The following is a 25,317-nucleotide window of genomic DNA, read 5'->3' on the forward strand; positions in this document are numbered from 1 at the left end:
ACCCAGATGGTTTTGGAAGGAAGGGATCGAGGATGGTAGCACAAGTTATCGACGGCAAGGCCTTTGCGGCCACCGTGCGGGGCCAGGTGGCGGATCATGTGGCCCGGCTGAAGGAAGAGCATGGCATTACCCCGGGTCTTGCCGTGGTACTGGTAGGCGAAGACCCGGCCAGCCAGGTCTATGTCCGCTCGAAGGGCAAGCAGACCGTCGAGGTCGGCATGAACTCATATGAGCACAAGCTGGATGCCGATACGTCCGAGGCCGAGCTGCTGGCGCTGATCGACAAGCTGAACAACGACCCGGCCGTTCATGGCATTCTGGTGCAACTGCCGCTGCCCAAGCACCTGAACGAAGATCTGGTGATCAACGCCATCGACCCCGCCAAGGACGTGGACGGGTTCCACATCTCGAACGTGGGTCTGCTGGGTACCGGCCAGAAGTCAATGGTGCCCTGCACGCCGCTGGGCTGCCTGATGATGCTGCGCGATCATCACGGCTCGCTTTCGGGGATGGACGCGGTGGTGATCGGCCGTTCCAACATCGTCGGCAAGCCGATGGCGCAACTGCTGCTGGGGGACAGCTGCACCGTGACCATTGCCCACTCGCGCACCAGGAACCTGCCCGAGGTCGTCCGCCGCGCCGATATCGTGGTGGCTGCTGTCGGGCGTCCGGAAATGGTGCAGGGTGACTGGATCAAGGAAGGCGCGACCGTGATCGACGTGGGCATCAACCGTATCGAGCGCGATGGCAAGAAGGTGCTGGTCGGCGACGTGCATTACGAAAGCGCCGCGGCCGTGGCCGGTGCCATTACCCCGGTTCCCGGCGGCGTCGGGCCGATGACCATCGCCTGCCTGCTGGCCAACACGCTGACCGCCTGCTGCCGGTCGCATGGTCTGCCCGAGCCCGAAGGCCTGACCGCCTGAACCCACTAACCCAGGCCGCGCCATATGGAGCGGCCTGACTTTTCTTGCTCAACGTGGCATCGGGATCGAGCGGGGGCGCTTCCCGGTCAGGATTGCCACAGCGTCTTCTGCCATCAACCCTTTCAAAGTTTCATCGCTGCTGCGAAGCCCGCCGGTATAGGTGCCATAGGCCGGTAGGATGATCCGGGAATCGTCCACCAGAAAAGCCGGTCGCGTCATCAAGCGGCCAGCGGCGCGAAGTGTCGCCTTTGGGTGGAAATGACCCGAGATTTCCGATTTGGCCCCAAGCTGGGCGATGTGGCGGAAGACCAGCGCGGAACACCTCCATTCGGCCAAATATGTCCCCCCCAGTTCGATCGGGCCCGGGTCATGGTTGCCTTCGATCCAGATCCAGCGCCGCCCCGCCTGCAGGGTGGAAATCCGCGACCGCTCTGCCTCGGCCAGCGATCGCGCTGCGTCCAGATCGTCGAAACTGTCTCCAAGGCAGACGACCGTGCCTGCCTTGGTCTGCTCGATATCCTCTGCCAGCCGGTTCAGGGTGTCGTGGCTATCATACGGCGGCAGGGCAGGGCCACCGCGTCTGACGAAGCGCTCGGATTTGCCGAGATGCAGGTCTGACACGCACAAGGTCTTCTGCTCTGGCCACCACAGCGCGCCGGATCCCAGCGCGACGAGAAGCTGGCCCGCAAAGGAAAACTTTACCCCATTCATGCCGTGGTCTTTCCCTGTTCTGCCGAACAACGCAAGCCTCGTCAGGTACTTTCCATTTGTGCGAGGCCGGCCGCGCGCAGCAAGCGGTCGCTTTCCTCGGCCAACAGCCGTTCCTCGGCTGCCCCCTTCACTGGAACCTTGCCCACTTCGAGAAACAGCGGTGCAGCAAACGGCGAGACACGCTCCAGCCGGATGAGATCTATTCGCCCCTGCACGCGGGCGATCATGACTTCGATCCGGCCGAAATCCACCAGACCCCGCATCGCCTCTTCGCGCGTGATTTGCATCAACAGGTGGTCGGGGTCGTATTTCAACAGCGTGTCATAGAGGATGTCCGACGAAAACGTAGCCTGCCGCCCGGACTTTCTCTGGCCGGGCATGTTCCGCTCGATCAGGCCTGCAATCGTTGCGCTGGCCCGAAAGGTGCGTTTCATCAGTGCATTGCCCGCCAGCCATGTCTCCAGCCCGTGCCGCAGATCTTCGATGCGGAACAGGGGGCGGGGGTCGGTCACGGCGTCCAGCCCCCAGATCAGTGTCGCATAGTCGGTTGCGACGAACCCGAGCGGGGCCAGGTCCAGTTCCTCCATCCGCTTGGTGAGCAGCAGCCCTAGCGTCTGTTGCGCATTGCGGCCGGCAAAACCGTAAACACAAAGATGCTCCCGACCCTCGTGCGGAAAGCTCTCGATCAGCAGCCGTCCCCGCCCGGGCAGGCGAGACACGTCGCGTTGGAGCGCCAGCCACTCGGCAGTGTGCCCGGGCAACTGGGGCCAGTCGGACTGTTCCAGCATGGTCATGATCCGGTCGCTGAGTTGGGTCGAAGTGGCGAACTTCGTGCCCATGAAGGTGGCGATCTTGGGTTTCTTGTCGGCCCGCCGGGTCACTTCGACGACCATTTCGCGCAGGCCCTCGTATCGGACGATCTGGCCGCCGATCAGGAAGGTGTCGCCGGGGGTGAGGGAGGCCGCGAAGCTTTCCTCGATCTCGCCCAAGGGTTTCCCACCCCGGTTGCGCCTGAGCCGAACCTTGAGCGTGTCGGTATCCTGAATGGTCCCGATATTCATGCGAATGCGCTGCGCCGCGCGGGGGTCGCGCAGCTGCCACATGCCGTCGGAGCGCTGTTGCAGCCGTTGCCACCGGTCATAGGCGCGCAGGGCATATCCGCCGGTTGCGCAGAACTCGAGGCAGGCGTCGAACTCGGGCCGGGAAAGGCCGGCAAACGGCCCGGCCGAAGTCATCTCGGCAAACAGCGAATCCGCGTCGAACGGCCCCGAGGCCGCGGCGATCAGGATATGCTGACACAGCACGTCACGTGGGCCGCGGCCCCGCGGCTCTCCGTCCAGATCATGCGCCTTGACCGCTTCCAGCGCCGCCACGCATTCCACCACCTCGAACCGGTTCGCCGGGACGAGCAGCGCCTTGGACGGAGCGTTGTAGCGGTGATTGGCGCGCCCGATCCGCTGCACCAGGCGTTTGACGTTCTTTGGCGCCCCGATCTGGATCACCAGATCGACGTCGCCCCAGTCGATGCCCAGATCCAGCGACCCGGTGCACACGATGGCGCGCAGCTCGCCACGAACCATTGCGGCCTCGACGCGCGCGCGCTGCTGCCGGTCGAGGCTGCCGTGGTGGATGCCGATCGGCAGCCCTTCGTCATTGGCCAGCCACAGGTTGTGAAAGAATATCTCGGCCTGAGCGCGTGTATTGTGAAAGATGAGGGTCGTCTTGTGACGCTTGATCTGTTCGAGCACCGCGGGAATCGCGTAGGCCGCACCGCCGCCTGCCCATGGGGGCATTTCCTCGGTTTGCAACATCGAGATATCCGGGTCGGGGCCGGGGTCGGCCAGAACGATGTCGCAGTGGTCGGGGTGGCGGGCAAGAAAACTTGCGATAGCGTCCGGGTCCTCGACGGTCGCTGACAGGCCGACGCGCCTGAGATTCGGGCGCAGCCGCTGAAGCCTCGCCAGTGCGAGCATCAGCTGATCGCCCCGCTTGCTCTCGGCAAGCGCGTGGATTTCATCGACGATCACGCGCTCGAGCCCGGCAAAGGTGCGGGCCGCATCCTCGTAGGAGGTCAGCAGGGCCAGGCTCTCGGGCGTGGTCAACAGGATGTGCGGCGGGTCGGCGCGCTGGCGTTTCTTCTGCGTCTGAGAGGTATCGCCGGTTCTGTCCTCGATACGGATCGGCAATCCGATCTCGTCGGCGGGGGTGCGCAGGTTACGCTTGATGTCTGCCGCCAAGGCCTTGAGAGGCGAGACATAGAGAGTGTGAAGGCCCTGATGTCCCCCGTCGGCCAGCTCCGCCAGGGTTGGCAGGAAACCAGCCATTGTCTTGCCGCCACCGGTTGGTGCGATCAGCAATGTCGCGGGCTGACCTGCGCGATCGAGCATGGCCTGCTGATGGGGGTGGATCGACCATCCGCGCGCGGAAAACCAGGAGTGAATCGAAGCGGGTAGGGGAGGCATGCAGGCACTTTATCTTCGTTGTGGGGCAGGGGGAAAAAATTTCACCGGTCGGCGACGGGAACTTGCGGAATCGACGTTCAAGCAAAGAACCGAAAACTCAGGAGTGTGACATGTCCAAACTGCGCAGATGGGCGACGCCGCTGACCATCGGCAGCTTTCTGGTCATGGGGGTGACCGGAATCCTCATGTTCTTTCATCTCGACACAGGGTTGAACAAGCTGGCGCATGAATGGGCGGGCTGGGCGATGGTCGTGGGCGTCGTGGCACATCTGGTGGTGAATTGGCGCGCCTTCATGGCCTATTTCAAACGCCCGGTGGCCAGCGCGTTCATGGCCGCCGGAGCGGTCGTGCTGACCTTGTCCTTCTGGCCGGTAGACGGCGTTGGCAACCCCATGCAGTCGGTCGCGCAGGCCATTGCCGCGGCGGATGTCGCCACGGTCGTTTCGTTGAGCGGACATGATCTGGACACTGGGCTGGACCGGTTGGCTGCGGCCGGTTTCGACGCGCAGGCGGACACAGCCATCCATGATCTCACCGGTGGTGAACGCGCTCAGCAGATGAGGATCATCAGTGCCCTGTTTTCGGAGTAACGGGGCCGCCCCGTTACTTCACGATCTCTTCGTCGCGCACGAACATGTTGGCCCAGGCCCGGTCGATCAACTCGGGGCTCATCTGATAGGGAATGCCCTCGAACTCGCAGATCGAGATCATCTGATCGATCAGGAAGATCGGCTGGTAGTTCGCGTAGATGTTGTTGATCGTCGGGTATTTGACCTTGAGCAGATGAACCAGCGCAGCCTCGTCCAGCGGCATGCCGCGCTTGCGTGCGACCATGGCAAAGATCTTGAGGAAGTTCTCCTGGTTCGGGCCATCGATCTTGATCTTGAAGAAGATCCGGCGCAGGGCGGCCTGGTCGAAGATCTCGTTCGGGTGGAAGTTGGTCGAGAAGATGACCAGCGTGTCGAAGGGCACTTCGAATTTCTCCCCCGATTGCAGACCGAGAATGTCCTTGCCTTCCTCCAGCGGAACGATCCAGCGGTTGATCAGCGCCTGCGGCGGTTCGCTCTGACGGCCAAGGTCGTCGACGATGAAGATGCCACCCGTCGATTTCAACTGCAGCGGGGCCTGATAGGTTCGTGCAGTGGGGTTGTAGACCAGATCGAGCATGTTGAGCGTCAGTTCGCCGCCGGTGATGACGGTGGGGCGCTCACACATCACATAGCGCGTGTCGAACCGCTTGCGGCGGCGCAGTTGCGTTGGGTCGTCCGGCTCTTGCTCGATGGCATTGTGCACGATCGGGTCATAGACGGTGATCACCTGACCCGCGTATTCGATCGCGCGGGGAACATAGACATTGTCGCCCAAAGCATCGCGAATGCCGTTCGAAATCGAGGATTTACCGTTGCCCGGCGGGCCATACATCAGGATCGAACGGCCCGCGCTGACGGCAGGGCCGAGGTGGTCCAGCAGGCTGTCGGGCAGAACCAGATGCCCCATCGCGTTGACAAGCTGGTCGCGGGTGACCTGGATGTTGCGGATGGACTGACGTTTGACCTGCTCGCGATAGACATCGAGCGGTACGGGCATGGCGCCGAAATATTCCGACTGGCTGAGCGCATCCAAGGCGCGGGCCTTGCCGGCATCGGTCAGTTGATAACCCATTTCATTGCCACTGTTGGCATTCAGCGTACCGGTTGCCTCAAGCAGTTTTTGGCTGCGGGCGATGTCCACCAGTTCCTGCGTGACCGAAGTGGGCAGACAGATCGCCTCGGCGATTTCGCTGACAAGGTTGGCGTTCTTCCTGAAAATCGTTTTCAGAAGAATGTCCCGCATCATCACCAAGGGAAGCTTCATTTCCTCCAGGCCCTTCGGGGCCGGAGGGGCGATCACGTTGGTGGTTTGCATGTTCATGAGCGATGCCCGCCTGCTTCGTTGCGCGTCAAAACCCTGCGGTTGGTTCCGCATGTGGTAAATTTCACCCGCCAATGTGGCAGCACAAAGGCAGAGACGGGGCGGAGAAATGGTGGCTTAGGAACCTGAAAAAGCGCCCAATATCAGGTAGATGGATAATGTCCCGGCCAGGGCGAGCCCCATGGGGAAAAGTTTTCCCCTGTCCCAGCTAATCCAATCCGGCGCAAACCGCCGCAAGGCCGTGTATTTTCCGATCCGGTGCGCCGTGAATGCCCCGAGTATGGCGGCCGCGAAGATGGCCAACAATAGTCGGAGATCCCCGGTCCAGATGAAAGGGGCGGCAGCGGCGGCAAACTTGGCGTCACCAGCCCCGACAGCGCCGCCAGCGCTCAGCAGGAACCCGATCACCAGCACCACGACCAGATGCAGAAGCTGCCAAGCGTAAACCGGTAGAGATATCGTCAAAGGGCCGATGGCGCCGACACTCCATTCAGAGGCCCAGGGCGGCAGCACAAAGAATCCCACGACAAGAAACACCGCCGCCAACGTGACCACCGCATGATTCTTGATCCGCATTTCCCGCATATCGGTAAACGCGACGTAAAAGCAGATGGGAAGCACGAACGGCAGGAACCACAGCGCCGCCGACGCCGGAATTTCCATGAATCAGGCTTCCTCCAGCGCGGCCAGCGAACGAGCGGCTTCGTCGTAGTGCTGCGGGTGGGTCGCAATGGCATCCCGGAACAGGTTCTTGGCAGTGGCGACATCGCCCCGCTTTACCGCCGAGATCGCCATCGTGTTGAGCAGTTGCGCCCGCTCCACCTGGTTCATGGGGATGACCGGCAGGGTGTAGTTGCCCTGCGCGCTGCGTGCCAGCACCAGATTGTTCTTGGCCGTATAGAGCGAAGGGTCTTGACGGATTGCCTCGGTGAACAGCTTTTCGGCCTCGGCAAAATCCCCGCGAGTGAGCTTGGAATAGCCCCAGTTGTTCATGACGCCCGCAGGGCGAGTGGTCAGCCCGACCGCGGTCTCATAAAAGGCATCTGCGCGTTCCCAGTCCTTGTTGGCATCTGCCACGATCGCCTCCAGCCGGTAGCGCTTGAACGTCTCGTGCGTCGGAGGGATCGCGTTCAAGACCTCTTCGGCACGTTTCCATTCGCCGTTGCGAACCAACGCACCAGCAAAGTTGACTTTGTCCTCGACCGTCGTCCCCTTCATCGTGGTCAGTTTCGACCAGGCTGCGACCGCTTCGGTATTGCGCTTGGCGCGGGTCAAAGAGATTGCAAGGCCCCGCTGCAAATCGGTTCGGCCCGGATTCTTGCTGACCGCCCGATGAAAATAGGTGACCGCCTCGTTCGGGTTGGCGGCGTTCAGCATCACGTCATTGAGGTTGGTTTCGTCGATGACGTTGACTTCCTGAAAGGCGCGGTCGACGGCCTCCTCGCCTTTCTGTTCGCAGGCCGACAGAACCAGCCCGCACGCCATCACGGTCGTTGTCAAGATTGGGTGGCGCATGATTTGCGTCCTTTTCTGCTCTTGCCTTTGTCATGGTGACTTGCGGATGACGAATTCGCCTTCTCCCCGCCGCACCAGTCTCAGTTCTTGTTCTTCTTGTGGCCCATTATTATCAGGGTTTTCCATTTTTGCGAGTGCCAAGCGCAAATTGTCCCCGATTGCGTCACTTTCGCCATTGGAAAGGGCAAAGGCTCGTTCAAAGACATTGGCTGCTTCGGAATATTCGCCTTTCTCCATCAGGAGGACGCCAAGATTGTTCCATGCAACCGGCCATTCCGGATCGTCTTCGACTGCGCGGCGCAGCAGCATTTCGGCTTGTCCCAGCCGACCCAGACCAAGGTTGGCCGTGCCAATCGAGGTCAGGATCTCGGTGGTCATTCCCTGGTCCAGCGCCGCACGGGTAAAGGCGTCCAAAGCCAGTTCGTATTCGCCGGCTTCCATCAGACGGTTGCCGACCTCGACCCCATCCACGGCTTGGCCCTTGGGGTCCACTCCGGGTGGGTAGGGGCCTTTGCCAAGCTCAGAAGACGTACAAGAAGCCACAGCGGCAAACGCCGCTGTGGCCAGGATCATCCAGAGAAGACGTGCAGGTCCGCCCGCACTCGTCTTTTTCATACTTTTTTCTGCTCACATGTTGCCCAGATCCATAATGCCTTTTGCCGAGGGGCCGACAAGAATGACCAGCAGCGGCGGCACCGTCAGCATCATTGTGGCAAGGGTCATTTTGGTTGGCAACTTGTTCGCGGCTTCTTCCGCCCGCATCACCCGTTTGTCACGCATTTCCCCTGCGTAAACGCGCAGAGCTTCTGCAATCGGGGTGCCGAAGGTCGCGGATTGGATCAAGACGGTAACAAAGGAGCTGATGTCCTGGACGCCGCAGCGTGTCCCGAACTCCCTGAGAACCTTGTCCTTCTCCTTGCCGGCCTTCATCTCGTAGGCAACGACTTCGAATTCTTCCGCGATTTCCGGATAGGAGGCGCGAATCTCCTGGGCCACGCGCACGACGGACTGGTCAAGCGACTGGCCTGCCTCGACACAGACCAGCATCATGTCCAACGCATCGGGAAAGCCTTGGGTGATCTTTTCCTTGCGGGTCTCAACCCTGCGGGTGATCCAGTATTTTGGCAGAAAATAGCCGGCAACCGCCGGGCCCAGCACCCGCATCGCCAATTGCTGACCGTCGAATTCCTGATCGCCTGCCAAGACGGTTACGAACAAGATTCCGATCAGCAGCCCGGCGATGCCCAGGGCGAACTGCGCAAAATGATAGAAGCGTACCGCGTCCTTGGTTTGATAGCCGGCCTGGCGGAGCTTGAGCTGCAACGCAGACAGTTCTTCCGCGTCTTTCGGTTCCAGGAATGTCGCGAAACGTTCCAGCTGTTCGTTTCGGCCGGCCTGGCGCAACTGCTCCTTCTTGCTCTTTTTCTTTTCCTTCTTGGGCGCGTTGGCGCGTTGAAGCTTTTTCAGCGGGTCTTCGGGTTGGTTCAGAATTGCCGGGATGGTGAGCAGGATCATGAACAAGCCCAAGGCGCCGACCACGATGAGCGGCCCGAACTCTCCAAGGTATTCCGTCAGGAAGTCATTGATGCGGGTAAGAAATTCCATTTTCTGACCTCCTCAGACCTTGATGTTCGTCAGCATGCGCATCACGACGAGGTTCGCGGTCAGCATGATGCCGACAAAGAAACAGGCCGGGATAAACCAGGGATGATCGATTACCCCGTCGTAGTAGCCCGGATCGTTGACCAGGATCACGAGAAGGCAAAAGAGGGGAAAGCCCGACAGGAATTTTCCCGACCACTGAGCTTCGGCGGTGATCGCCTTGACCCGGCGGAACAGGCGAAACCGGGCACGGATCACCTTGGCCAGACCGGCGAGAATCTCGGCCAGGTTACCGCCGGACTGCCGCTGAATCGCGACGGCAACGGCAAGAAAGCGTAAGTCCTGCATGTCCAGCCGTTCGGCCATTTCCTTTAGCGCCTCGCCAACGTCGCGGCCATAGGCGCTTTCGTCGGCGATGATCCCGAATTCGGTGGCAAGAGGGTCTTCCACTTCCTTGGCGACGATCTGGATCGCCGAAACGAAGGGGTGACCCACACGCAGAGATCGCACCATCAGTTCGACCGCATCGGGAAGCTGCTCTTCGATCATGCTCATGCGCGTCTTTGCCTTGCGGTTGACCCAAGCGTAGACAGCCCCGATGCCGATTGCCACCGAGATGGCCGCACGCACCGGCGTGTCCGTGCTGGTGCCGATGCTGAGCCCGATGAAGGCAAAGACAGACAACAGGGCCATGATCATGATCAGTTGGCTGGGCGTGAAGGCGATCGCGGCCTTCTGGGCCTTCTCGGCAAGCAGCGAATAGAGCGGAATGCTCTTGGTTTTCATGTGCTGCTGCATTTCCTTGCGCAGCTGTTCCAGCACCTGTTCGCGGGCGGCACCCTTGTCGAGCATGTCCAGACGGCGATTCACGCGGCTGTTCAGGCTGATGGATTTGCCGAATGCGACCAGGTAGATGCCTTCGACCAGCGCGAGGACGCCGAAGAAGATGAGGCCGTAGATCAGTGGTTCCATGCTGAGTTGCATAATCGTCTCCTACATCGTGGTCGGATCGTAGATCGACGGGGGCAGGTCGAAGCCCCACAGACGGAACCGTTCCGAGTAGTGGCTGCGGACACCCGTTGCGGTGAAATGCCCGATGATCTTGTTGTCCGGTGTCAGGCCGACGCGCTGGAAACGAAAGATTTCCTGCATCGAAATCACGTCGCCTTCCATGCCGGTTATTTCGGTGATCGAGGTCATGCGGCGCGAACCGTCCTGCAGGCGGCTGGCCTGCACGATCAGATTCACGGCGCTTGCGATCTGGCTGCGGACCGCCTTGATCGGCATTTCGATCCCGGCCATGGCGATCATGTTTTCCAGACGCGAGATGCCGTCACGGGCCGAGTTGGCGTGGATCGTGGTCATCGATCCGTCGTGTCCGGTATTCATCGCCTGAAGCATGTCGATCACCTCGGCGCCGCGCGTCTCGCCCACGATGATGCGGTCAGGGCGCATCCGCAGGGCGTTCTTCAGGCAGTCGCGCGGGCTGACCTCGCCCTTGCCTTCCACGTTGGGTGGGCGGCTTTCCATCCGGCCCACGTGAGTCTGCTGCAGCTGAAGTTCCGCTGTATCCTCGATGGTCAGGATGCGCTCCGAGTCGTCGATGAAGCTGGACAGGGCGTTCAGCGTCGTCGTCTTGCCTGATCCGGTACCGCCAGAGACGATGATGTTCAGGCGCGTGGAAACCGCGGCCTGCAGATAGGCAGCCATTTCCTCGGTGAAGGCGCCGAATTTCACCAGATCGTCGATGCTGAGCTTGTCTTTCTTGAATTTCCGGATCGACACCAAAGAGCCGTCCACCGCGATCGGGGGAACCATGGCATTGAAGCGCGAACCATCCGCGAGACGCGCGTCGACATAAGGGTTCGATTCATCGACCCGGCGTCCCACTGCGGAAACGATCTTGTCGATGATCCGCATCAGGTGTCGTTCGTCCTTGAACGAAATCTCGCTGAGTTCGAGCTTGCCGTTGCGCTCTACGAAGACCTGTTGCGGTCCGTTCACCAGAATATCGCTGACGGTGTCATCCCGCAGCAACGTTTCCAACGGGCCAAGCCCCGTGACTTCATCGTAGAGTTCGTTGTTGAGCTGCGACCGGTCTTCCCGGTTGAGAACGATGTTCTTCTGCTCGAGGATCTCGCTGGCGATCGCGCTGATTTCGCTCCGAAGTTCGGCCTCCGAGGCATGCTCCAGGGCCGCCAGGTTCAGGTTCTCGAGCAGTTCGCGGTGCAGCTCGACCTTGATTTCACCCAGGCGTTCCTTGCGTTTGCGCTCGCGATCGACCGCCACGGGTTTTGCAGGCTGCTTTTGAAGCGGCCTTCGGGTCACGGCGGCCGGCTTGACCTCGGGCGTTGGTTCGGCCGCCTGCGGGGCGGCGCTGGTGGCTGGCTCCTGAGCTGCCACAGGCTGGGCGGTCGGCTTTTTCTTGTATCTTGAAAACACGTGCTACTCCCCTTGTCTGTCGTTACGCGGCTTCAGCATCGCTGCTACCGAGGGAATGAAGCGATTGTGCCAGTTTCGCGATTTCCTTCCTCAGGGGATTTTTCGCTGCAGAGCTCGCCAGCGGCAGTCCGTGATCTCCGCTTTGCATGACGGGTTTTCCGCCGTCTGGAAGCAGCAGGTCGATCGAGATGCCTAGGCTCTCACCCATGCGCTTGACGCGGCTCTTTCCTCCGAGGTCGGTGAACTTCGGCGCCTTGTTCAGCGCGAAGCGAAGCTTGTTGAAGGGCAGATCCTCCGCTTGCAGGGCACGTTTGAGGCGGAGTGTGTTCTGGGCAGAGCGCATGTCCAGTTCAATCAGCGCGAAATAGACATGCGCCGCATTCAGGACGGTTTCCGACCATTGAACCAGCGTCTTGGGCATGTCCACGATGACGTAATCGAAATGAGCGCGGGCCATATCTATGACGCGCTGGATATCCTCGGGGGTGATGATGTCGAGCGGGATCATGTCCGCCGGAGCCGTCAACACCTGCAATTTGTCTTCGAATGTCTGCAAAGCCTGGCCAAAGACGTCTTCGTCCATCGACGCGGTCTCTGACAGCATCTCGAATACGGCGTCACGGCGTTGCAGGTCGAGATAGGTCGAAACCGATCCGTATTGCAGATCGAGATCCAACAGGCAGACCTTCGGAGCATCCTTGTCTGAAACGGTGGCAAGTTCCCAGGCCAGGTTCACGGCGAGGGTCGTTGCGCCGACACCTCCGGCAAGGCCCTGCACGACGAACAGGGCGCCTTCCTTTGGTGCTCCGGACTTCAAGGAGACCGCCTCCTGCTGTGCTGCAACAGCAGGCGCCGGTTTGTTCATCCGCTCGATCGCTTCCTGCAACTCGTTTTCGGGAAGGGGGTAGGGGACGAATTCGTCCGCCCCCTTGCGCAACAGTTGATGAAGGGAGGCGGGCGAGACATCTTCTGCGATCAGGACGACCTTGATGTCGCGCGCCTTCGCCTGGGTGATGACCTCACCCAACAGCGACAGGTTGTCCTCATCTTCTCCGTCGATAGCCAGGGCAATGAATTTCACACCATCCGACTCGGGTTGGGTGAAGAAAGCCAGCGCCTCGGCGAAACCAAGATCCCCCCAGTTCTCGCCAAGCGCGGCTTCCATGTCTTCGATGAGAAGGTCGAAATTCTGCACGTCCCGGCTGACGGTGCAAGCTTGAATGGCGCTCGTTTCCGGCTGCTGCGTAGCGCTGCTCATTGACACAATCCTCTGTTACGAGGCGTGGCTGGCCATATGAGACTGATTTTGCCTTATCTGGTCTGCCGTTGCCCCCGCGCGGTCAATTCTGGCCGCAGGTCACCTATCGTTGACAGTGTTACGGGGAAGTTTGGCGAGATTGGGGCGCAAAAGAACCAATTGTAGGGAATTGGGCGACGATGTCGCCCAATCCAACTTATTGTTATTCAGACGTAAAGGTCGTGGCCTTGCTTTCCGTGGTGAGGCCGGACGGCGGCACCGCGCTCTGAACATATTCGCGATAGATGATCCGCGCATATTTGCCGTCCAGAACGTTCGGGTGGCGGCCAACGAACCCGGACACGGCAGTCACGGTCCGGCGGTTGCGCCGCTCTCGGTCCGCCGTTGGAATCAGCGGCTGCGTTTCACCGCGGGAAACCACGGCTTCCAGCCGCGATCGCGAGATTCCCTGGCTGGCAAAGAAGGACACAACTGCCTGGGCTCGGCGGAGCCCGAGGTTGTAGTTGTACGATTCAGAGCCCACGGCGTCGGTGTGGCCATATACCCGGAAACGGACTTCCGGGAATTGCTTGATCCAATTTGCCTGCTTGACAAGTATCTGCTGGGCTGATGCGTCCAGTTTTGCGCTGTCAAAGGCAAAGTTGATCTGGGTCGGTACGTCGGCTGCGAATCGCTGCGCCAGAATCTGACCGTAGCTGAGTTCGCCATTCATGATCTGGACGTTGTTCAGCGTCGCATTTCCGAATGTGCCTTGATCGATCTCGTGACCGGCTTCGCGTGCGCAGGCCGCGACGGAGACCGTAAGACCCAACGTGACTATCCACTTTCTCATTGGTCCCATCCTTCCCATCAATCCAACACGTAGCCGTAAGAGTCGCCGAAGTCCTGCTTGGCAACTTCGGCTGCCGCTCCGCCTCCAACTCGCACGGTGTTTGCCACCCGGCCGTTCATGAACAGGTCAAACTCGCTCGGCGGTTTCACCCGGTCCGTCGGCAGGGCCAGAGCTTCGCCTCGGGTCGGCGAGACCAGATGCGCGGTGACGATGATCACCAGCTCTGATTGCTGGCGCTGGAATTCGGCGCTGCGGAACAGCGAACCGAGAACCGGTACGTCACCCAGCCAAGGCAGTTGAGAGGCTTCGTCCAGGAAGGTGTCCTGCACCAGCCCTGCGATCGCAAAGCTTTCCCCATCGCGCAGTTCAACCGTGGTTGCTGCTTCGCGCCGGATAAAGGAATCGATCGAGAAACCCGAGATGACGACCTGATTTGTCGAATCCAGAGCCGACACCGCTGCAACCATCTCGAGATTGATCAGGTCTCCGTCCACAACGCGCGGAACGAATTTCATTTCCACGCCGAACGGCTTGTATTCGATCGTGGTCACGCCTTCTTCCTGTTGAACGGGGATCGGATATTCCCCACCTGCAAGAAAGTTCGCTTCTTGCCCGGACAATGCCGAAAGATTGGGTTCGGCCAGGGTGCGAACGACACCCTTTTGTTCCAGAGCTTCGAGAAGCAAGCGAACCTGCGTCGATCCTGCGCCGAAACCGAACAGGATCGCGCCGGTGTTGGTGTTCGCAAATGGAATGAAGTTGTTGAGCGCGCCGGTCAGGGCGCCTTGGGTGTTCAGGGCGTTGTAACCGCCGGTCACGTCGCTGCCGCCAAAGCCGAGCGAGGCGCTGAGCGCCTTGCGCGCAGAGCGCTGCATCTCGGCAAAGCGGACCTTCAGCATGACCTGCTGAACACCGCCCACTACCAGAAGGTTGGAAACCCGTTCGGGTGCGTACCGTTCGGCCAGCTCAAGCGCGCGTTCAAGACGGGCCGAGCTGGAGACGGTGCCCGACAGGACAATCCCGTCATTGGCAGTGCGAACTTCGATCTTCTCGTTGGGAAGAATCTGGAGCAGACGTTCCTTGAACTCCGTGACATCCGGAGACACGCGCACCTTGACGTTTGCAATCAGGTTGCCCGACCCGTCAAACAGCGTAAGGGTCGTAAGCCCGGGCGATTTGCCCAATACATAGATCGTACGGTCGGAAAGCGACGATATGTCGGCGATGCCGGCATTCGCGATGCTGAGTTCAGCAAACGGCTCGTCGCTTTCAACCACTACAGCGCGGTTCATGGGGACTTCGAGTGTCTCAGCCGTCCCCTTCTTGACAACGCTGATCGTTTCGGCCCAAGCGGCGTCGCCGGTTGGACCCACAACAAGAGCCAACCCAAGCAGGGCCGCCCTAATCCAGGAACTAAATGTCATGTGACCTGCCTTTCGGATCACGCCTCGTTTCTCGGGTCTAATGCCCTATGGGAAAGAACAGTGCGCGAGTTCCCATTTTATTGCAATAATCAATGGTTTCCGGATGGTTTCTTATGTGGACAATCGGCAACAACCAAATTGAAGGGGCCGCGTCGTGACGCGGCCCCGGTGGCGTAACTTTTTGAAATCCGGTCAGTTTGTGCAGGGGATCGGGATCACTGCCACCTCGGCCCCTCGACGGGTGCGAATGGTGCACACCTTCTCCTGTTCCACTTCCGGAGCTGCCTCGATTTCGCCCAGCCCCAGCAGCTTTCTCTGGTTGACCTCGATGGAGGACACGACAGTATCATCCCTTGCCCCGACCAGAGCGAGGGAGAGGGTGCCAGTGTTCTGAGCCTGCGCCAGGGCAGCGACTTGTTCCGGTGTGGCGGCCACGGTGACGGTGCGGGCAATGATGGCTCCGGTCAGATCGCTTCCTGCGATCTGGTCCACGGCGATCAGTTCGATATTGGGCTCGATCAGGCGGGTGATTTCTCCCCGGGCGCCTTCGACGGCATCGCCGATGTTGCCGGTCCAGTAGACGTCAACCAGATCTCCTGGGCGCAGAAAGCCCGACACGCCAGATGCCACGTCGACGCGCAGCGCAAATGCGCGCATTCCGGGCGAGAGTTGCGAAGTAAGTCCTGCTGGTTCTCCCGGTTTCGTGACCTTGACGGCCATGATGGCCTCGTCTTTTTCCATGGCGCGCAAGACGAAACGGTTGTCCTCCTCCTGCTCAGGGAAAAGAATCGCCGGATCGGTAAACGTTCCTTCCGGAATCGCGTTTTCCGGCCATTCGACGATACGCACATCTTCCTTGGTCAGACGTTCACCATAGCGGAGCTTTCTCTCGGCAACTATGACTTCGACGGTCGGAATGACCTTGACCTGCGCGCGTGCCTGACGTTCGCGGGCCAGCTCGGCCTGGTAGGCCTCTATGTAGTTGCGGGCCATATAGACTGCGCCGCCCGCCAGGGCGATTCCGACAACTAGTACAAGTCCAAAGACAGCCCGCATTGGTGAACCTCTCTTTTGTTTGTGCAACTAGACACTATGATTGGGTGCGCGATTTGATCGATATGCACATTAGCCAAGAATTGTGTCGAAATAAGGGACAAACGTTGCAGTGGTGATATTCAAAACGCCAATTTTCATTTTGACGACGATTTAGCTGCGATTGCAGAACTGCAAAATACCGACGGTGAGAAAAACTTGTATCAGCTTTTGGTGCTGACGTTGGTGTTGCTCAAAGAATTGCCGACCCCGTTTGCAACGTTTCCAGTAGGGCCGTTTATTTGTGTATATACAATCCAGGCCAAAGCAACGACTGCGGCTGAAAGTACGACCCAGTCTATGGCAACGGCGCCGCCTTCTTTGGAAAAAAAACGATGAATCGGTTTCATTGTGTCATTCTGTACTAGACGTGGAAAAAGCATGGGGGCGCGTCCATGATGTAAGACACGCCCCCTACATTGTTCATAAATTGAACAAGTTTTAGCTATTAGGTGCCAGCATCAGAACCAGTCAGGCCGCCTGCCGATGTGGTCGTGACAGTGGTGTTGCTCAGGGCGCTGTTAATGTTCCCCGCCATGTTGCTGGTGCCTGTCGCGATGCCATTGTAAGCAACGGCTGCCAGTGCGACGACGGCTGCGGTCAGAACGACCCAGTCAACAGTAACGGCGCCGTCTTCGTCTTTGCGGAAGTTCTTGATGAACTTGATCATGATATGTCCCTCCTAAGGATCGAAACGATTTCTACCTCGGCGTCGTTCGGAACCATCTCTCACTTCGGTCCTTTTCCGTCGCGGTATGGAAGTATGATTGCCTGCCGCCCGTGGCAGGATTTTGGCCAAAACTGGATTTTTTCGCCCATGGCTGAAATTTTGGCGCTGAATTTGAATAAGTAGTTGGTTTTGAATGAAAAAAAATCATGGCGCATTTCCCCTTCGAGTTGGGGGCGATGCAATTTGGTATCAAATGCGGCAAAACTGCCCCATTCTTTGGCGTTTTGCTGGTGTTGAGCGGCAGAATTTCAGACAAATCCTTCCAAAACATGAAGGTGAGGCGAGCAAATGAATCTCCGGAACGCGTTGCTACGTGCTGGCGTGCTGGCGTTTCTGGTCGCGGGGCTTGTTCCAGTTCTTGCGACCGAAGCCGCGTCAGGCGGTGCGTACAAGAGAATCAAGGCGCCCAAGCCGGGCGCGCGGCCCAAGGTAACGGTTCAGATAACCCCCGAGGAACATGCTGCGAAGCCTTTCGCGCCCAGCACGGGGAAGAAAATCGACCGCCCCGTGGTCGCATCCCTGCCTGCGGTGGCGGCACAACCGGATGGCTCGATTACGCGTTCTTCGGCAACCAGGCTGGGTCGGTACGGAGATTTCTGGGCTAGGATTTCTCCGGACATGGCAAGCGCCGGGGCAGGCCGGCTGGAAACTGCAATCAGCGCCGTGTCCAGCGTCGGGGTGGCCGCTCCGCGGCTGCAGACCCTTCAGAATATCGCGCGTGAAAGGGGAATCGACATTCTCCGCGCCACGATTGGAACCAATGTGTCGCCCGCCCTGGTTCTGGCCGTCATTTCGGTCGAATCCGCGGGACGCGCTGACGCTGTCAGCAAGGCCGGGGCCAAAGGTTTGATGCAGCTGATGCCGGCGACCGCCAAACGCTTTGGTGTAAAGGACAGCCTGAAACCGGAACAAAACATCGCCGGAGGGGTCAAGTATCTCGACTGGCTGATGAAGGAGTTCAACCGCGACCCGATCCTCGTTCTCGCCGGATACAATGCCGGGGAAGGGGCCGTGCGCGAGCATCGGGGCGTGCCGCCCTATGCCGAAACCCGTGATTATGTGCCAAAGGTGTTGGCGGCCTTTCAGGTGGCGCGGGCCTTGTGCGCCACGCCGCCCGAGCTGATCTCGGACGGTTGCGTGTTTCAGACCATGAAATGAAAAAGGCCCGCCATCAAAAGGCGGGCCCATTCATCAGATGTGACTCAGATCAATCGACGATGGTCGCCTCGGTTGCGGCGCGCATCTCTTCCTCGGTGACGCCGTCGGCCAGTTCGACGATCTTCAGGCCGCCTTCGACAACGTCCAGCACGCCCAAGTTGGTGATGATGCGGTCAACGACGCCCTTGCCGGTCAGCGGCAGGGTGCATTCCCTGAGCACCTTGGACTGGCCATGCTTGTTGGTGTGGTCCATCACGACGATCACTCGGCCGACGCCGGCGACCAGGTCCATCGCGCCGCCCATGCCCTTGACCAGCTTGCCCGGAATCATCCAGTTCGCGAGGTCGCCTTTTTCATCGACTTCCATGGCGCCCAGAATCGCCGCTGCGATCTTGCCGCCGCGGATCATGGCAAACGAAGTTGCGCTGTCGAAATAAGCGGTGCGGGCCAGTTCGGTGATCGTCTGCTTGCCGGCGTTGATCAGGTCGGGGTCTTCTTCGCCCTCATAGGGGAAGGGGCCCATGCCCAGCATGCCGTTCTCGGATTGCAGGGTGATGTCCTTGTCACCCACATAGTTCGCCACCAGCGTCGGAATGCCGATGCCGAGGTTCACATACATGCCGTCTTCAAGCTCTTCCGCCGCGCGCGCGGCCATCTGGTTGCGATCCCAAGGCATGGTTCAGGCCTCCTCACGTTTGCGGGTGGTGCGCTGTTCGATGCGCTTTTCGTGCTCACCCTGAATGATGCGATGCACATAGATGCCGGGCAGGTGGATGCAGTCGGGGTCCAGCGAGCCGCGCGGCACGATCTCTTCCACTTCGGCCACGCAGATCTTGCCGCAGGTCGCCGCCGGCACGTTGAAGTTGCGTGCGGTCTTGCGGAAGATCAGGTTGCCGGTGTCGTCGGCCTTCCATGCCTTGATGATGGCGAGGTCTGCAAAGATCCCCTCTTCGAGGATGTAGGTCTCGCCGTTGAACTCCTTGTGTTCCTTGCCTTCGGCGATGACGGTGCCCACGCCGGTCTTGGTGTAGAAGCCCGGAATGCCTGCGCCGCCGGCGCGCATGCGCTCGGCCAGGGTGCCCTGCGGGTTGAATTCCAGCTCCAGTTCCCCGGACAGGTACTGGCGCATGAATTCCGCGTTTTCGCCCACGTAGGAGCTGATCATTTTCTTGACCTGCCGGGTCTGCAGCAGGATGCCGATGCCGAAATCGTCGACGCCCGCGTTGTTGGACGCAAAGGTCAGATCCTTGGTGCCGGCGTCCTTGATCGCCTGAAGCAGCAACTCCGGGATGCCGCACAAGCCGAAGCCGCCGGCCGCGATGAACATGCCGTCGAACAGCAGCCCGTCGAGCGCCTCTGTGGCGTTGGCATAGACTTTGTTCATGGAAAACTCCCCCAATGACTTGGTGATGGCGCAGGTTGTGCCGCCACGTCACGGTGAAGTCAATGAAAGCACGCAGGGCTTGGTATTTCTACCTAATGGAAAAGGTCCGGTTCTTGGCCGGACCTTTTCGACTTTAATCAGCTTTGGCTTTCTTGGTGGTCTTTTTCGCCGCCGTCTTCCGTTTTGCCGGCGCCTTTTTCCGGGTGCCTTTCTTGGCCGCCTTCTCGGCGATCAGTTCAAGCGCCATTTCCATGGTCACGTCGGCAGGTTCGACCCCTTTGGGTAGGGTGGCGTTGATCTTTTCCCATTTCACATAGGGCCCATAGCGACCGTCCAGAACCTGGATCGCGCCCCCATCGGGATGCTCGCCCAGTTCCTTCAGCGGCTTGGCCGCTGCCTGCCCGCGCCGCCCGGGATTGGCGCGCTTTTCCGCCAACAGCTCGACCGCGCGGTTCATCCCGATCTCGAACACGTCGTTGGGATCCTTGAGATTGACATAGACCGGCTTTGCCTCATCCGGCAGCTGGTGCATGACATAAGGACCGAACCGCCCGAAATTGGCGCTGATCATGCCGCCCTCGGGGTGCTCGCCGATCTCGCGTGGCAGGCTGAGAAGGGTCAGCGCCTTCTCAAGGTCCATGTCATCCTTGCTCCAGCCCTTCGGCAAGGAAGCGCGCGGCGGTTTCTTGTTCTCGGGCGTGGCTTCGCCGCGCTGAACATAGGGACCGAACCGGCCGGATTTCAGCCAGATCTCGTCCTCTCCATCCATGCCCAGCAGACGTTCCTCGCCCTCGGCGCCCTCACCGGCGATGGGGCGGGTATAGGTGCATTCGGGATAGTTCCCGCAGCCCACGAACCCGCCGGTCCGCGAGGTTTTCAGGTGCAGCCTGCCAACGCCACATTTCGGACAGATGCGCGGGTCCGAGCCGTCTTCCCGCGGCGGGTAGAGTTGCGGCGCCAGCGCCTCGTCCAGCTTTTCCAGAACTTCCGAGATGCGCAATTCGGATGTCTCCGCGATCGCAGCCGAGAAATCGCGCCAGAACTTGCTTAGCAGATCCTTGTAATCGCGGCTGCCCGCGCTGACCTCGTCAAGCTGCTCTTCCAGCTTTGCCGTGAACTCATAGCCCACGTACTGACGGAAGAAGTTCAGCAAGAAGATGGTGACGATCCGGCCTTTCTCTTCGGGGATCAGGCGGTTCTTGTCCTTTCGGACATAGCCCCGGTCCTGGATCGTGGTCACGATCGAGGCATAGGTCGAGGGGCGGCCGATTCCCAGTTCTTCCATCCGCTTGACCAGCGTCGCCTCGGTATAGCGTGGCGGGGGCTGGGTGTGGTGTTGCAGGGCCAGAACCGCTTCGTTTTCGGACAGGATCGCCTGCGCGTCATTAGACCGGGCCTTTTCGGCCTGGTCCTTGAACGATTGCTTGGCAAAGACGGCTTTCTCGCCCTGCATGATCTGGGGCAGACGCTTGTCGTCCTCGTCGGCCACGTCGTCGCGGCCTTCTTCGTAAACGCGCATGAAACCGTCGAACAGAACGACCTGACCGGTCGCGCGCAGGCCGACCTGGCCGTCGTCGCTGCCGATTTCCACGGTCGTGCGCTCCAGGCGCGCGGCTGCCATCTGGCAGGCGATGGTGCGCTTCCAGATCAGATCATACAGCTTGCGCTGGTCATCGTCGGTGAGCTTGAGCGAGGCCGCATCCCGTGTCATGTCCGTTGGCCGGATGCATTCGTGGGCTTCCTGCGCGTTCTTGGCCTTGTTCTTGTACATGCGTGGGCTGTCGGGCACGTATTCCGCGCCATAGCGGTTCTTGATCGCCTCGCGGGTCGCCATCACCGCCTCGGGCGCCATGTCGATGCCGTCGGTTCGCATGTAAGTGATGTATCCCGCCTCGTAGAGACGCTGGGCCGCGCTCATGGTCTGGCGCGCGCCCATGCCGAATTTGCGGCTGGCCTCCTGCTGCAGGGTCGAGGTCATGAACGGGGCGCTGGGGTTGCGCGCGGCCGGCTTGGCCTCAACCGAGGTCACGCTCAGCGCGCGGCTGGTGATTGCCTGTACCGCGAGTTCCGCCTGCGTGGCGTTGGCGATGTCGTGCTTGTCGAGCTTCTTGCCCGCCAGCGTGACCAGCCGCGCCTCGTAGGTCTGGCCGCGTGGCGTTTCGAACAGCGCCTTGACCGACCAGTATTCGACCGGCTTGAACGCCTCGATCTCCATTTCGCGTTCGACGATGAGGCGCAGGCAGACCGACTGTACCCGACCCGCCGACTTGGCACCGGGCAGTTTGCGCCACAGAACCGGGCTGAGGTTGAAGCCCACAAGGTAGTCCAGGGCGCGGCGGGCCAGATAGGCCTCGACCAGCGGCATGTCCACCTCGCGCGGGTTTTTCATGGCCTGCGCGACGGCGTCCTTGGTGATCGCGTTGAAGGTGACGCGGCTGACCTCGGTATCCTTCTTGATCGAGCGCCGCTTGGTCAGCGCCTCCTGCAGGTGCCAACTGATCGCCTCGCCCTCGCGATCGGGGTCGGTGGCGAGGATCAGCGCGTTGTCTTCCTTGAGCGCGTCGGCGATCGCCTTCACGTGCTTTCGGCTGTCCGGGCTGATTTCCCAGGTCATGGAGAAATCATGCTCGGGATCGACCGATCCGTCCTTGGCCGGCAGGTCGCGGACATGGCCATACGAGGCCAAAACCTTGTAGTCGGAACCAAGATATTTGTTGATCGTTTTTGCCTTGGCTGGGGATTCTACAACGACTACAGGCATTTAAGGGAAATCCTCGTGCAACGGGCTGGGCGCTTTCTATGGGCGTGCAACATGTGGAGCACAAGGGCCGATTGTCAATCCGTTCAATTCGGGATCCGAAACAAGGCGCAAAACTAGCCCCTTTTTCCGTTCGCCGGCCTTTCCCGACACGCCTGAACGGGCTTCGGCAGGGGATTCGAAACCGCAACACCGGTTCAACGCTTCGGGGAAAAACGCGAACCTTTTTCGCACGCCTCAACCAACCCGTGACAGCAACCCACCGGCCTGCCGGAGAATTTTCCCGTCCAGTTCCAGATCGACCAGAGCCGGCCCGACTTCACCCGCGCTGGCGGCCAGGTCGCGGATCAGTTGGTCTTCGGCCAAGGGCGATGGCCCCAACCGCTCGAGAATCCGGGCGTGCAGCTTTTCGGCGGTTTGCGCCGTGGTTTGTCTGGGAAACGGCGAAACGCTGTTTGTTGAACTTTCCCGAGGTTCTCGAGGGGTTTCCGTCTTTTGCGGCGGCAGGGCATCAATCACATCCTGAGCATCGCGGACAAGAATGGCGCCGTCGCGGATCAGCATGTTGCACCCCGCCGCGCGCGCATCAAAAGGGTGGCCCGGAACGGCCAGAACCTCGCGCCCCTGATCCAGGGCGTCCCGTGCAGTGATCAGGCTGCCCGATCTGGCAGCAGCCTCCACGACGACAACCGCCTGCGCCAACCCCGAGATGATGCGGTTGCGGCGCGGAAAATGGCGGGCCTGCGGCACCGTCCCCAAGGGCTGTTCCGACAGCCTCAGACCTCTTTCCGCGATTCTCTCTGCCAGTTTCATGTTTTCGGCCGGATAGATCACGTCCACGCCCCCGGCCATGACTGCAACCGTTCCGCTATCCAGCGCGGCCAGATGGGCCGAGGTGTCTATTCCCCGGGCGAGGCCGGACACCACGACATAGCCTTGCTCACCAAGGTCACGGGCCAAAGACCGCGCCATGCGCGAGCCCAGGGAAGAACAGTTTCTTGCCCCGACGAGTGCGATCACGGGGCGCTTCAACAGGTTGGGGTCGCCGATCGCCCAAAGCATCGGAGGAGCGTCCTGCAAATCCACAAGCGCGGGCGGAAAATCGGCGTCGCCCAGGCACAAGAGCCGCGCATTGACGGCCCTTGCGGCCCTGAGCTCAGCTTCGACAATGCCGGGCGGACATGTTTCATAGTCCTCGATCCCGGCGGCGCGCGCCATTTCAGGCAGCGCGGCCAGCGCGTTCTGCGCCGTGCCATGTTCGCGCAGCAACCGGCGGAACGTCGCCGGGCCAACCTTTCGCGAACGCAACAGACGGAGCCACGAAAACCGTTCTTCTTCCGTGGTGGGTGGGAGTGGGGGGTGATTGGAAGAAAGCTGTTCCTCGGTCATCCGGTGCTCCGCCTGTTGGCAAGACCGGTTTACGCAAGCCCCGGTTAACGGCGCGTGAATCGAGAAAAATTAGCCGGGCATTTTCCGAAGAATTTTCTCGCCTGCGCGTAGGGTTTTGACAAAATTGACTTTTATCCAGGTCGGTTGCGCCGGGCCTTCGAGGTCGATGGCCCAGGCTATGCGAATCGCTGATTTCGCAGGTCGAGTCTGCGCTTTTCTGAACGGCGAGAAATATGGTTCAGGCGGCCGAGCCACCGACCGTCAGGCCATCCATCAGTACGGTCGGCTGCCCGACGCCAACCGGAACCCACTGACCGTCCTTGCCGCAATTGCCCATTCCCGGATCCAGCTCCATGTCATTGCCCAACCCGCGAATCCGTTTCAGCGCCGACGGTCCGTCGCCGATCAAGGTCGCACCCTTGACCGGAGCGCCGATCTTGCCGTTCTGAACGCGATAGGCCTCGGTGCAGGAAAAGACGAACTTGCCGTTTGTGATGTCGACCTGACCGCCGCCGAAACCGACGGCCCAGATGCCGTCCTTTATGTCGGCCACCAGCGCCGCCGGGTCGGCGTCTCCTCCCAGCATGATCGTGTTGGTCATGCGCGGCATGGGCTTGTGCGCGAAGCTCTGCCGCCGACCGTTGCCGGTGGAAACCGTGCCCATCAGCCGGGCGTTCTGGCGGTCCTGCATGAAGCCTGTCAGGATGCCGTCCTCGATCAGGACAGTGCGCGAACTCGGGGTGCCCTCGTCGTCCACCGTGATCGAACCGCGGCGATCGGGGATCGTGCCGTCGTCCAGAACCGTGACGCCCCTGGAGGCGATCCGTTGTCCCATCAGCCCGGCAAAGGCCGAGCTGCCCTTGCGGTTGAAGTCGCCTTCCAGCCCGTGCCCGATCGCCTCGTGCAACAGGATTCCGGGCCAGCCGGGGCCGAGCGCAACTTCCATGACACCAGCCGGGGCAGGGACGGCTTCGAGGTTCACCAACGCGATGCGCAGCGCCTCTTTGGCTTTAGCCTGCCAATCGGCCGGATCGATCAGGCCATCCAGCCCGATGCGGCCGCCACCGCCGGCCGATCCGCTTTCACGACGACCGTTCTGTTCGACGATCACCGAGACGTTCAGCCGCGTCATAGGCCGCACATCCCGGACATGAACCCCGTCCGGGCGCAGAATCTCGACCTCCTGAAGGGATGCGGCAAGCGTTGCGCTCACCTGCACCACCCGCGGGTCCAGGTCGCGGGAAAAGGCGTCGATCTCTCGTAGGGTCTCGATCTTGACCGGAAAGCTGGCTGAGTCGATCGGATCATCGTCGCCATATAGTCGCGTGTTGGTCGGCCGCGGAGCATCCGCCAGCGTGCCGCCGCCATCGCCAACCGCCAGACGCGCCGTTTCAGCCGCCCGTTTCAGCGCCGGAATCGAAACATCGGTGGAATGCGCATACCCGGCCACTTCGCCCTGAACGGCACGCAGGCCGAACCCTTCGGATGCGTCGTAGGAGGCGCTGCGCAGGCGGCCATCGTCGAACACCAGCGCCTCGGATTTCCGCCGCTCGACGAACAATTCGCCATCCTCGGCCCCGGTCGTGGCTGCCTGCAGAACGGCAAGCGCCTCATCGCGCGGAAGCGTTGTTTCGAAGGGGCGAAACGGGTCTTGGGGCATGCAGCAGGCCTTTCGGATTTGATCCAGATCAAAAAAGCGTCCGTTTGACGCAAGCATTTTGCTTTA

24 protein-coding genes are annotated in these 25,317 nt (G+C 60.5%); 4 read left to right on the top strand and 20 right to left on the bottom strand.

Annotated features, from left to right (window positions below; genetic code table 11):
- Positions 1 to 32: 32 nt before the first annotated feature.
- A complete protein-coding gene (folD, locus tag AVO45_RS07915; protein ID WP_068345688.1) occupies positions 33 to 923 on the top strand; it encodes a bifunctional methylenetetrahydrofolate dehydrogenase/methenyltetrahydrofolate cyclohydrolase FolD in 891 nt (296 codons plus the stop codon).
- Positions 924 to 971: 48 nt separating this feature from the next.
- Here folD and pdeM read toward each other — a convergent pair whose 3' ends face one another.
- Entirely contained in the window at positions 972 to 1,634 is a 663-nt protein-coding gene (gene pdeM / locus AVO45_RS07920) for a ligase-associated DNA damage response endonuclease PdeM (RefSeq protein WP_068345690.1), read from the bottom strand.
- A 41-nt stretch (positions 1,635 to 1,675) separates the two neighbouring features.
- Positions 1,676 to 4,096 carry a ligase-associated DNA damage response DEXH box helicase gene (locus AVO45_RS07925; protein ID WP_068345692.1) on the bottom strand — a complete coding sequence of 807 codons (2,421 nt, stop codon included), beginning with the start codon at positions 4,094 to 4,096 and terminating at the stop codon, positions 1,676 to 1,678.
- A 110-nt stretch (positions 4,097 to 4,206) separates the two neighbouring features.
- Here AVO45_RS07925 and AVO45_RS07930 point away from each other — a divergent pair, with 110 nt between their 5' ends.
- Positions 4,207 to 4,686, top strand: coding sequence for a DUF4405 domain-containing protein (locus tag AVO45_RS07930; protein WP_068345694.1), 480 nt, complete (start codon positions 4,207 to 4,209; stop codon positions 4,684 to 4,686).
- Positions 4,687 to 4,699: 13 nt separating this feature from the next.
- Here the strand turns inward: AVO45_RS07930 and AVO45_RS07935 are convergent, their stop codons facing one another.
- From AVO45_RS07935 to AVO45_RS07990, 13 genes are all read right to left on the bottom strand, one after another.
- Positions 4,700 to 6,007 carry an ATPase gene (locus tag AVO45_RS07935; protein WP_068346664.1) on the bottom strand — a complete coding sequence of 436 codons (1,308 nt, stop codon included), beginning with the start codon at positions 6,005 to 6,007 and terminating at the stop codon, positions 4,700 to 4,702.
- Positions 6,008 to 6,124: 117 nt separating this feature from the next.
- Positions 6,125 to 6,670 (bottom strand): prepilin peptidase, encoded by a 546-nt coding sequence (locus AVO45_RS07940; RefSeq protein ID WP_068345696.1) that lies wholly within the window; start codon positions 6,668 to 6,670, stop codon positions 6,125 to 6,127.
- Between the two features lie 3 nt (positions 6,671 to 6,673).
- Positions 6,674 to 7,522: a tetratricopeptide repeat protein gene (locus tag AVO45_RS07945; protein ID WP_068345698.1), complete on the bottom strand. Its 849-nt coding sequence runs from the start codon at positions 7,520 to 7,522 to the stop codon at positions 6,674 to 6,676.
- 30 nt (positions 7,523 to 7,552) lie between these two features.
- Positions 7,553 to 8,137 (bottom strand): tetratricopeptide repeat protein, encoded by a 585-nt coding sequence (locus AVO45_RS07950; protein ID WP_082688722.1) that lies wholly within the window; start codon positions 8,135 to 8,137, stop codon positions 7,553 to 7,555.
- Positions 8,138 to 8,149: 12 nt separating this feature from the next.
- Positions 8,150 to 9,127: a type II secretion system F family protein gene (locus AVO45_RS07955; RefSeq protein ID WP_068345700.1), complete on the bottom strand. Its 978-nt coding sequence runs from the start codon at positions 9,125 to 9,127 to the stop codon at positions 8,150 to 8,152.
- A 12-nt stretch (positions 9,128 to 9,139) separates the two neighbouring features.
- On the bottom strand, positions 9,140 to 10,108 hold the full coding sequence (locus tag AVO45_RS07960) for a type II secretion system F family protein (RefSeq protein WP_068345702.1): 969 nt from the start codon (positions 10,106 to 10,108) through the stop codon (positions 9,140 to 9,142).
- A gap of 9 nt (positions 10,109 to 10,117) precedes the next feature.
- Complete coding sequence (locus AVO45_RS07965; RefSeq protein ID WP_068345703.1) at positions 10,118 to 11,566, bottom strand: TadA family conjugal transfer-associated ATPase; 1,449 nt, start codon at positions 11,564 to 11,566, stop codon at positions 10,118 to 10,120.
- 22 nt (positions 11,567 to 11,588) lie between these two features.
- Positions 11,589 to 12,824 (bottom strand): CpaE/TadZ family protein, encoded by a 1,236-nt coding sequence (locus AVO45_RS07970; RefSeq protein ID WP_068345705.1) that lies wholly within the window; start codon positions 12,822 to 12,824, stop codon positions 11,589 to 11,591.
- 202 nt (positions 12,825 to 13,026) lie between these two features.
- Entirely contained in the window at positions 13,027 to 13,656 is a 630-nt protein-coding gene (locus AVO45_RS07975) for an OmpA family protein (RefSeq protein ID WP_068345707.1), read from the bottom strand.
- 17 nt (positions 13,657 to 13,673) lie between these two features.
- Complete coding sequence (locus AVO45_RS07980; protein WP_068345709.1) at positions 13,674 to 15,080, bottom strand: type II and III secretion system protein family protein; 1,407 nt, start codon at positions 15,078 to 15,080, stop codon at positions 13,674 to 13,676.
- A 192-nt stretch (positions 15,081 to 15,272) separates the two neighbouring features.
- Positions 15,273 to 16,136 (bottom strand): Flp pilus assembly protein CpaB, encoded by an 864-nt coding sequence (cpaB, locus tag AVO45_RS07985; protein WP_068345711.1) that lies wholly within the window; start codon positions 16,134 to 16,136, stop codon positions 15,273 to 15,275.
- A 200-nt stretch (positions 16,137 to 16,336) separates the two neighbouring features.
- Entirely contained in the window at positions 16,337 to 16,522 is a 186-nt protein-coding gene (locus tag AVO45_RS19865) for a hypothetical protein (RefSeq protein WP_099045719.1), read from the bottom strand.
- A 98-nt stretch (positions 16,523 to 16,620) separates the two neighbouring features.
- Positions 16,621 to 16,842 carry a hypothetical protein gene (locus AVO45_RS07990; protein ID WP_068345716.1) on the bottom strand — a complete coding sequence of 74 codons (222 nt, stop codon included), beginning with the start codon at positions 16,840 to 16,842 and terminating at the stop codon, positions 16,621 to 16,623.
- Between the two features lie 193 nt (positions 16,843 to 17,035).
- On the opposite strand from AVO45_RS07990, the gene AVO45_RS19870 reads away from it, so the two are divergent.
- The gene (locus AVO45_RS19870) at positions 17,036 to 17,194 is read left to right on the top strand and encodes a hypothetical protein (RefSeq protein ID WP_169795999.1); all 159 of its coding nucleotides are present in this window, start codon (positions 17,036 to 17,038) and stop codon (positions 17,192 to 17,194) included.
- Entirely contained in the window at positions 17,191 to 18,060 is an 870-nt protein-coding gene (locus AVO45_RS07995; RefSeq protein WP_068345719.1) for a lytic transglycosylase domain-containing protein, read from the top strand. The genes AVO45_RS19870 and AVO45_RS07995 overlap by 4 nt, the downstream gene beginning before the upstream one ends.
- A gap of 49 nt (positions 18,061 to 18,109) precedes the next feature.
- Here the strand turns inward: AVO45_RS07995 and AVO45_RS08000 are convergent, their stop codons facing one another.
- The 5 genes from AVO45_RS08000 to tldD all read right to left on the bottom strand — a co-directional run bounded on the left by AVO45_RS08000 (position 18,110) and on the right by tldD (position 25,251).
- Positions 18,110 to 18,736, bottom strand: coding sequence for a CoA transferase subunit B (locus AVO45_RS08000; RefSeq protein ID WP_068345722.1), 627 nt, complete (start codon positions 18,734 to 18,736; stop codon positions 18,110 to 18,112).
- Between the two features lie 3 nt (positions 18,737 to 18,739).
- Entirely contained in the window at positions 18,740 to 19,444 is a 705-nt protein-coding gene (locus AVO45_RS08005; RefSeq protein WP_068345724.1) for a CoA transferase subunit A, read from the bottom strand.
- 133 nt (positions 19,445 to 19,577) lie between these two features.
- Positions 19,578 to 22,205: a type I DNA topoisomerase gene (gene topA, locus AVO45_RS08010; RefSeq protein ID WP_068345726.1), complete on the bottom strand. Its 2,628-nt coding sequence runs from the start codon at positions 22,203 to 22,205 to the stop codon at positions 19,578 to 19,580.
- A 234-nt stretch (positions 22,206 to 22,439) separates the two neighbouring features.
- On the bottom strand, positions 22,440 to 23,591 hold the full coding sequence (dprA, locus tag AVO45_RS08015) for a DNA-processing protein DprA (RefSeq protein ID WP_068345728.1): 1,152 nt from the start codon (positions 23,589 to 23,591) through the stop codon (positions 22,440 to 22,442).
- Positions 23,592 to 23,829: 238 nt separating this feature from the next.
- Positions 23,830 to 25,251 carry a metalloprotease TldD gene (gene tldD / locus AVO45_RS08020; protein WP_068345730.1) on the bottom strand — a complete coding sequence of 474 codons (1,422 nt, stop codon included), beginning with the start codon at positions 25,249 to 25,251 and terminating at the stop codon, positions 23,830 to 23,832.
- Positions 25,252 to 25,317 lie beyond the last annotated feature (66 nt).

Source organism: Ruegeria marisrubri, from assembly GCF_001507595.1.
Lineage (GTDB): Bacteria > Pseudomonadota > Alphaproteobacteria > Rhodobacterales > Rhodobacteraceae > Ruegeria > Ruegeria marisrubri.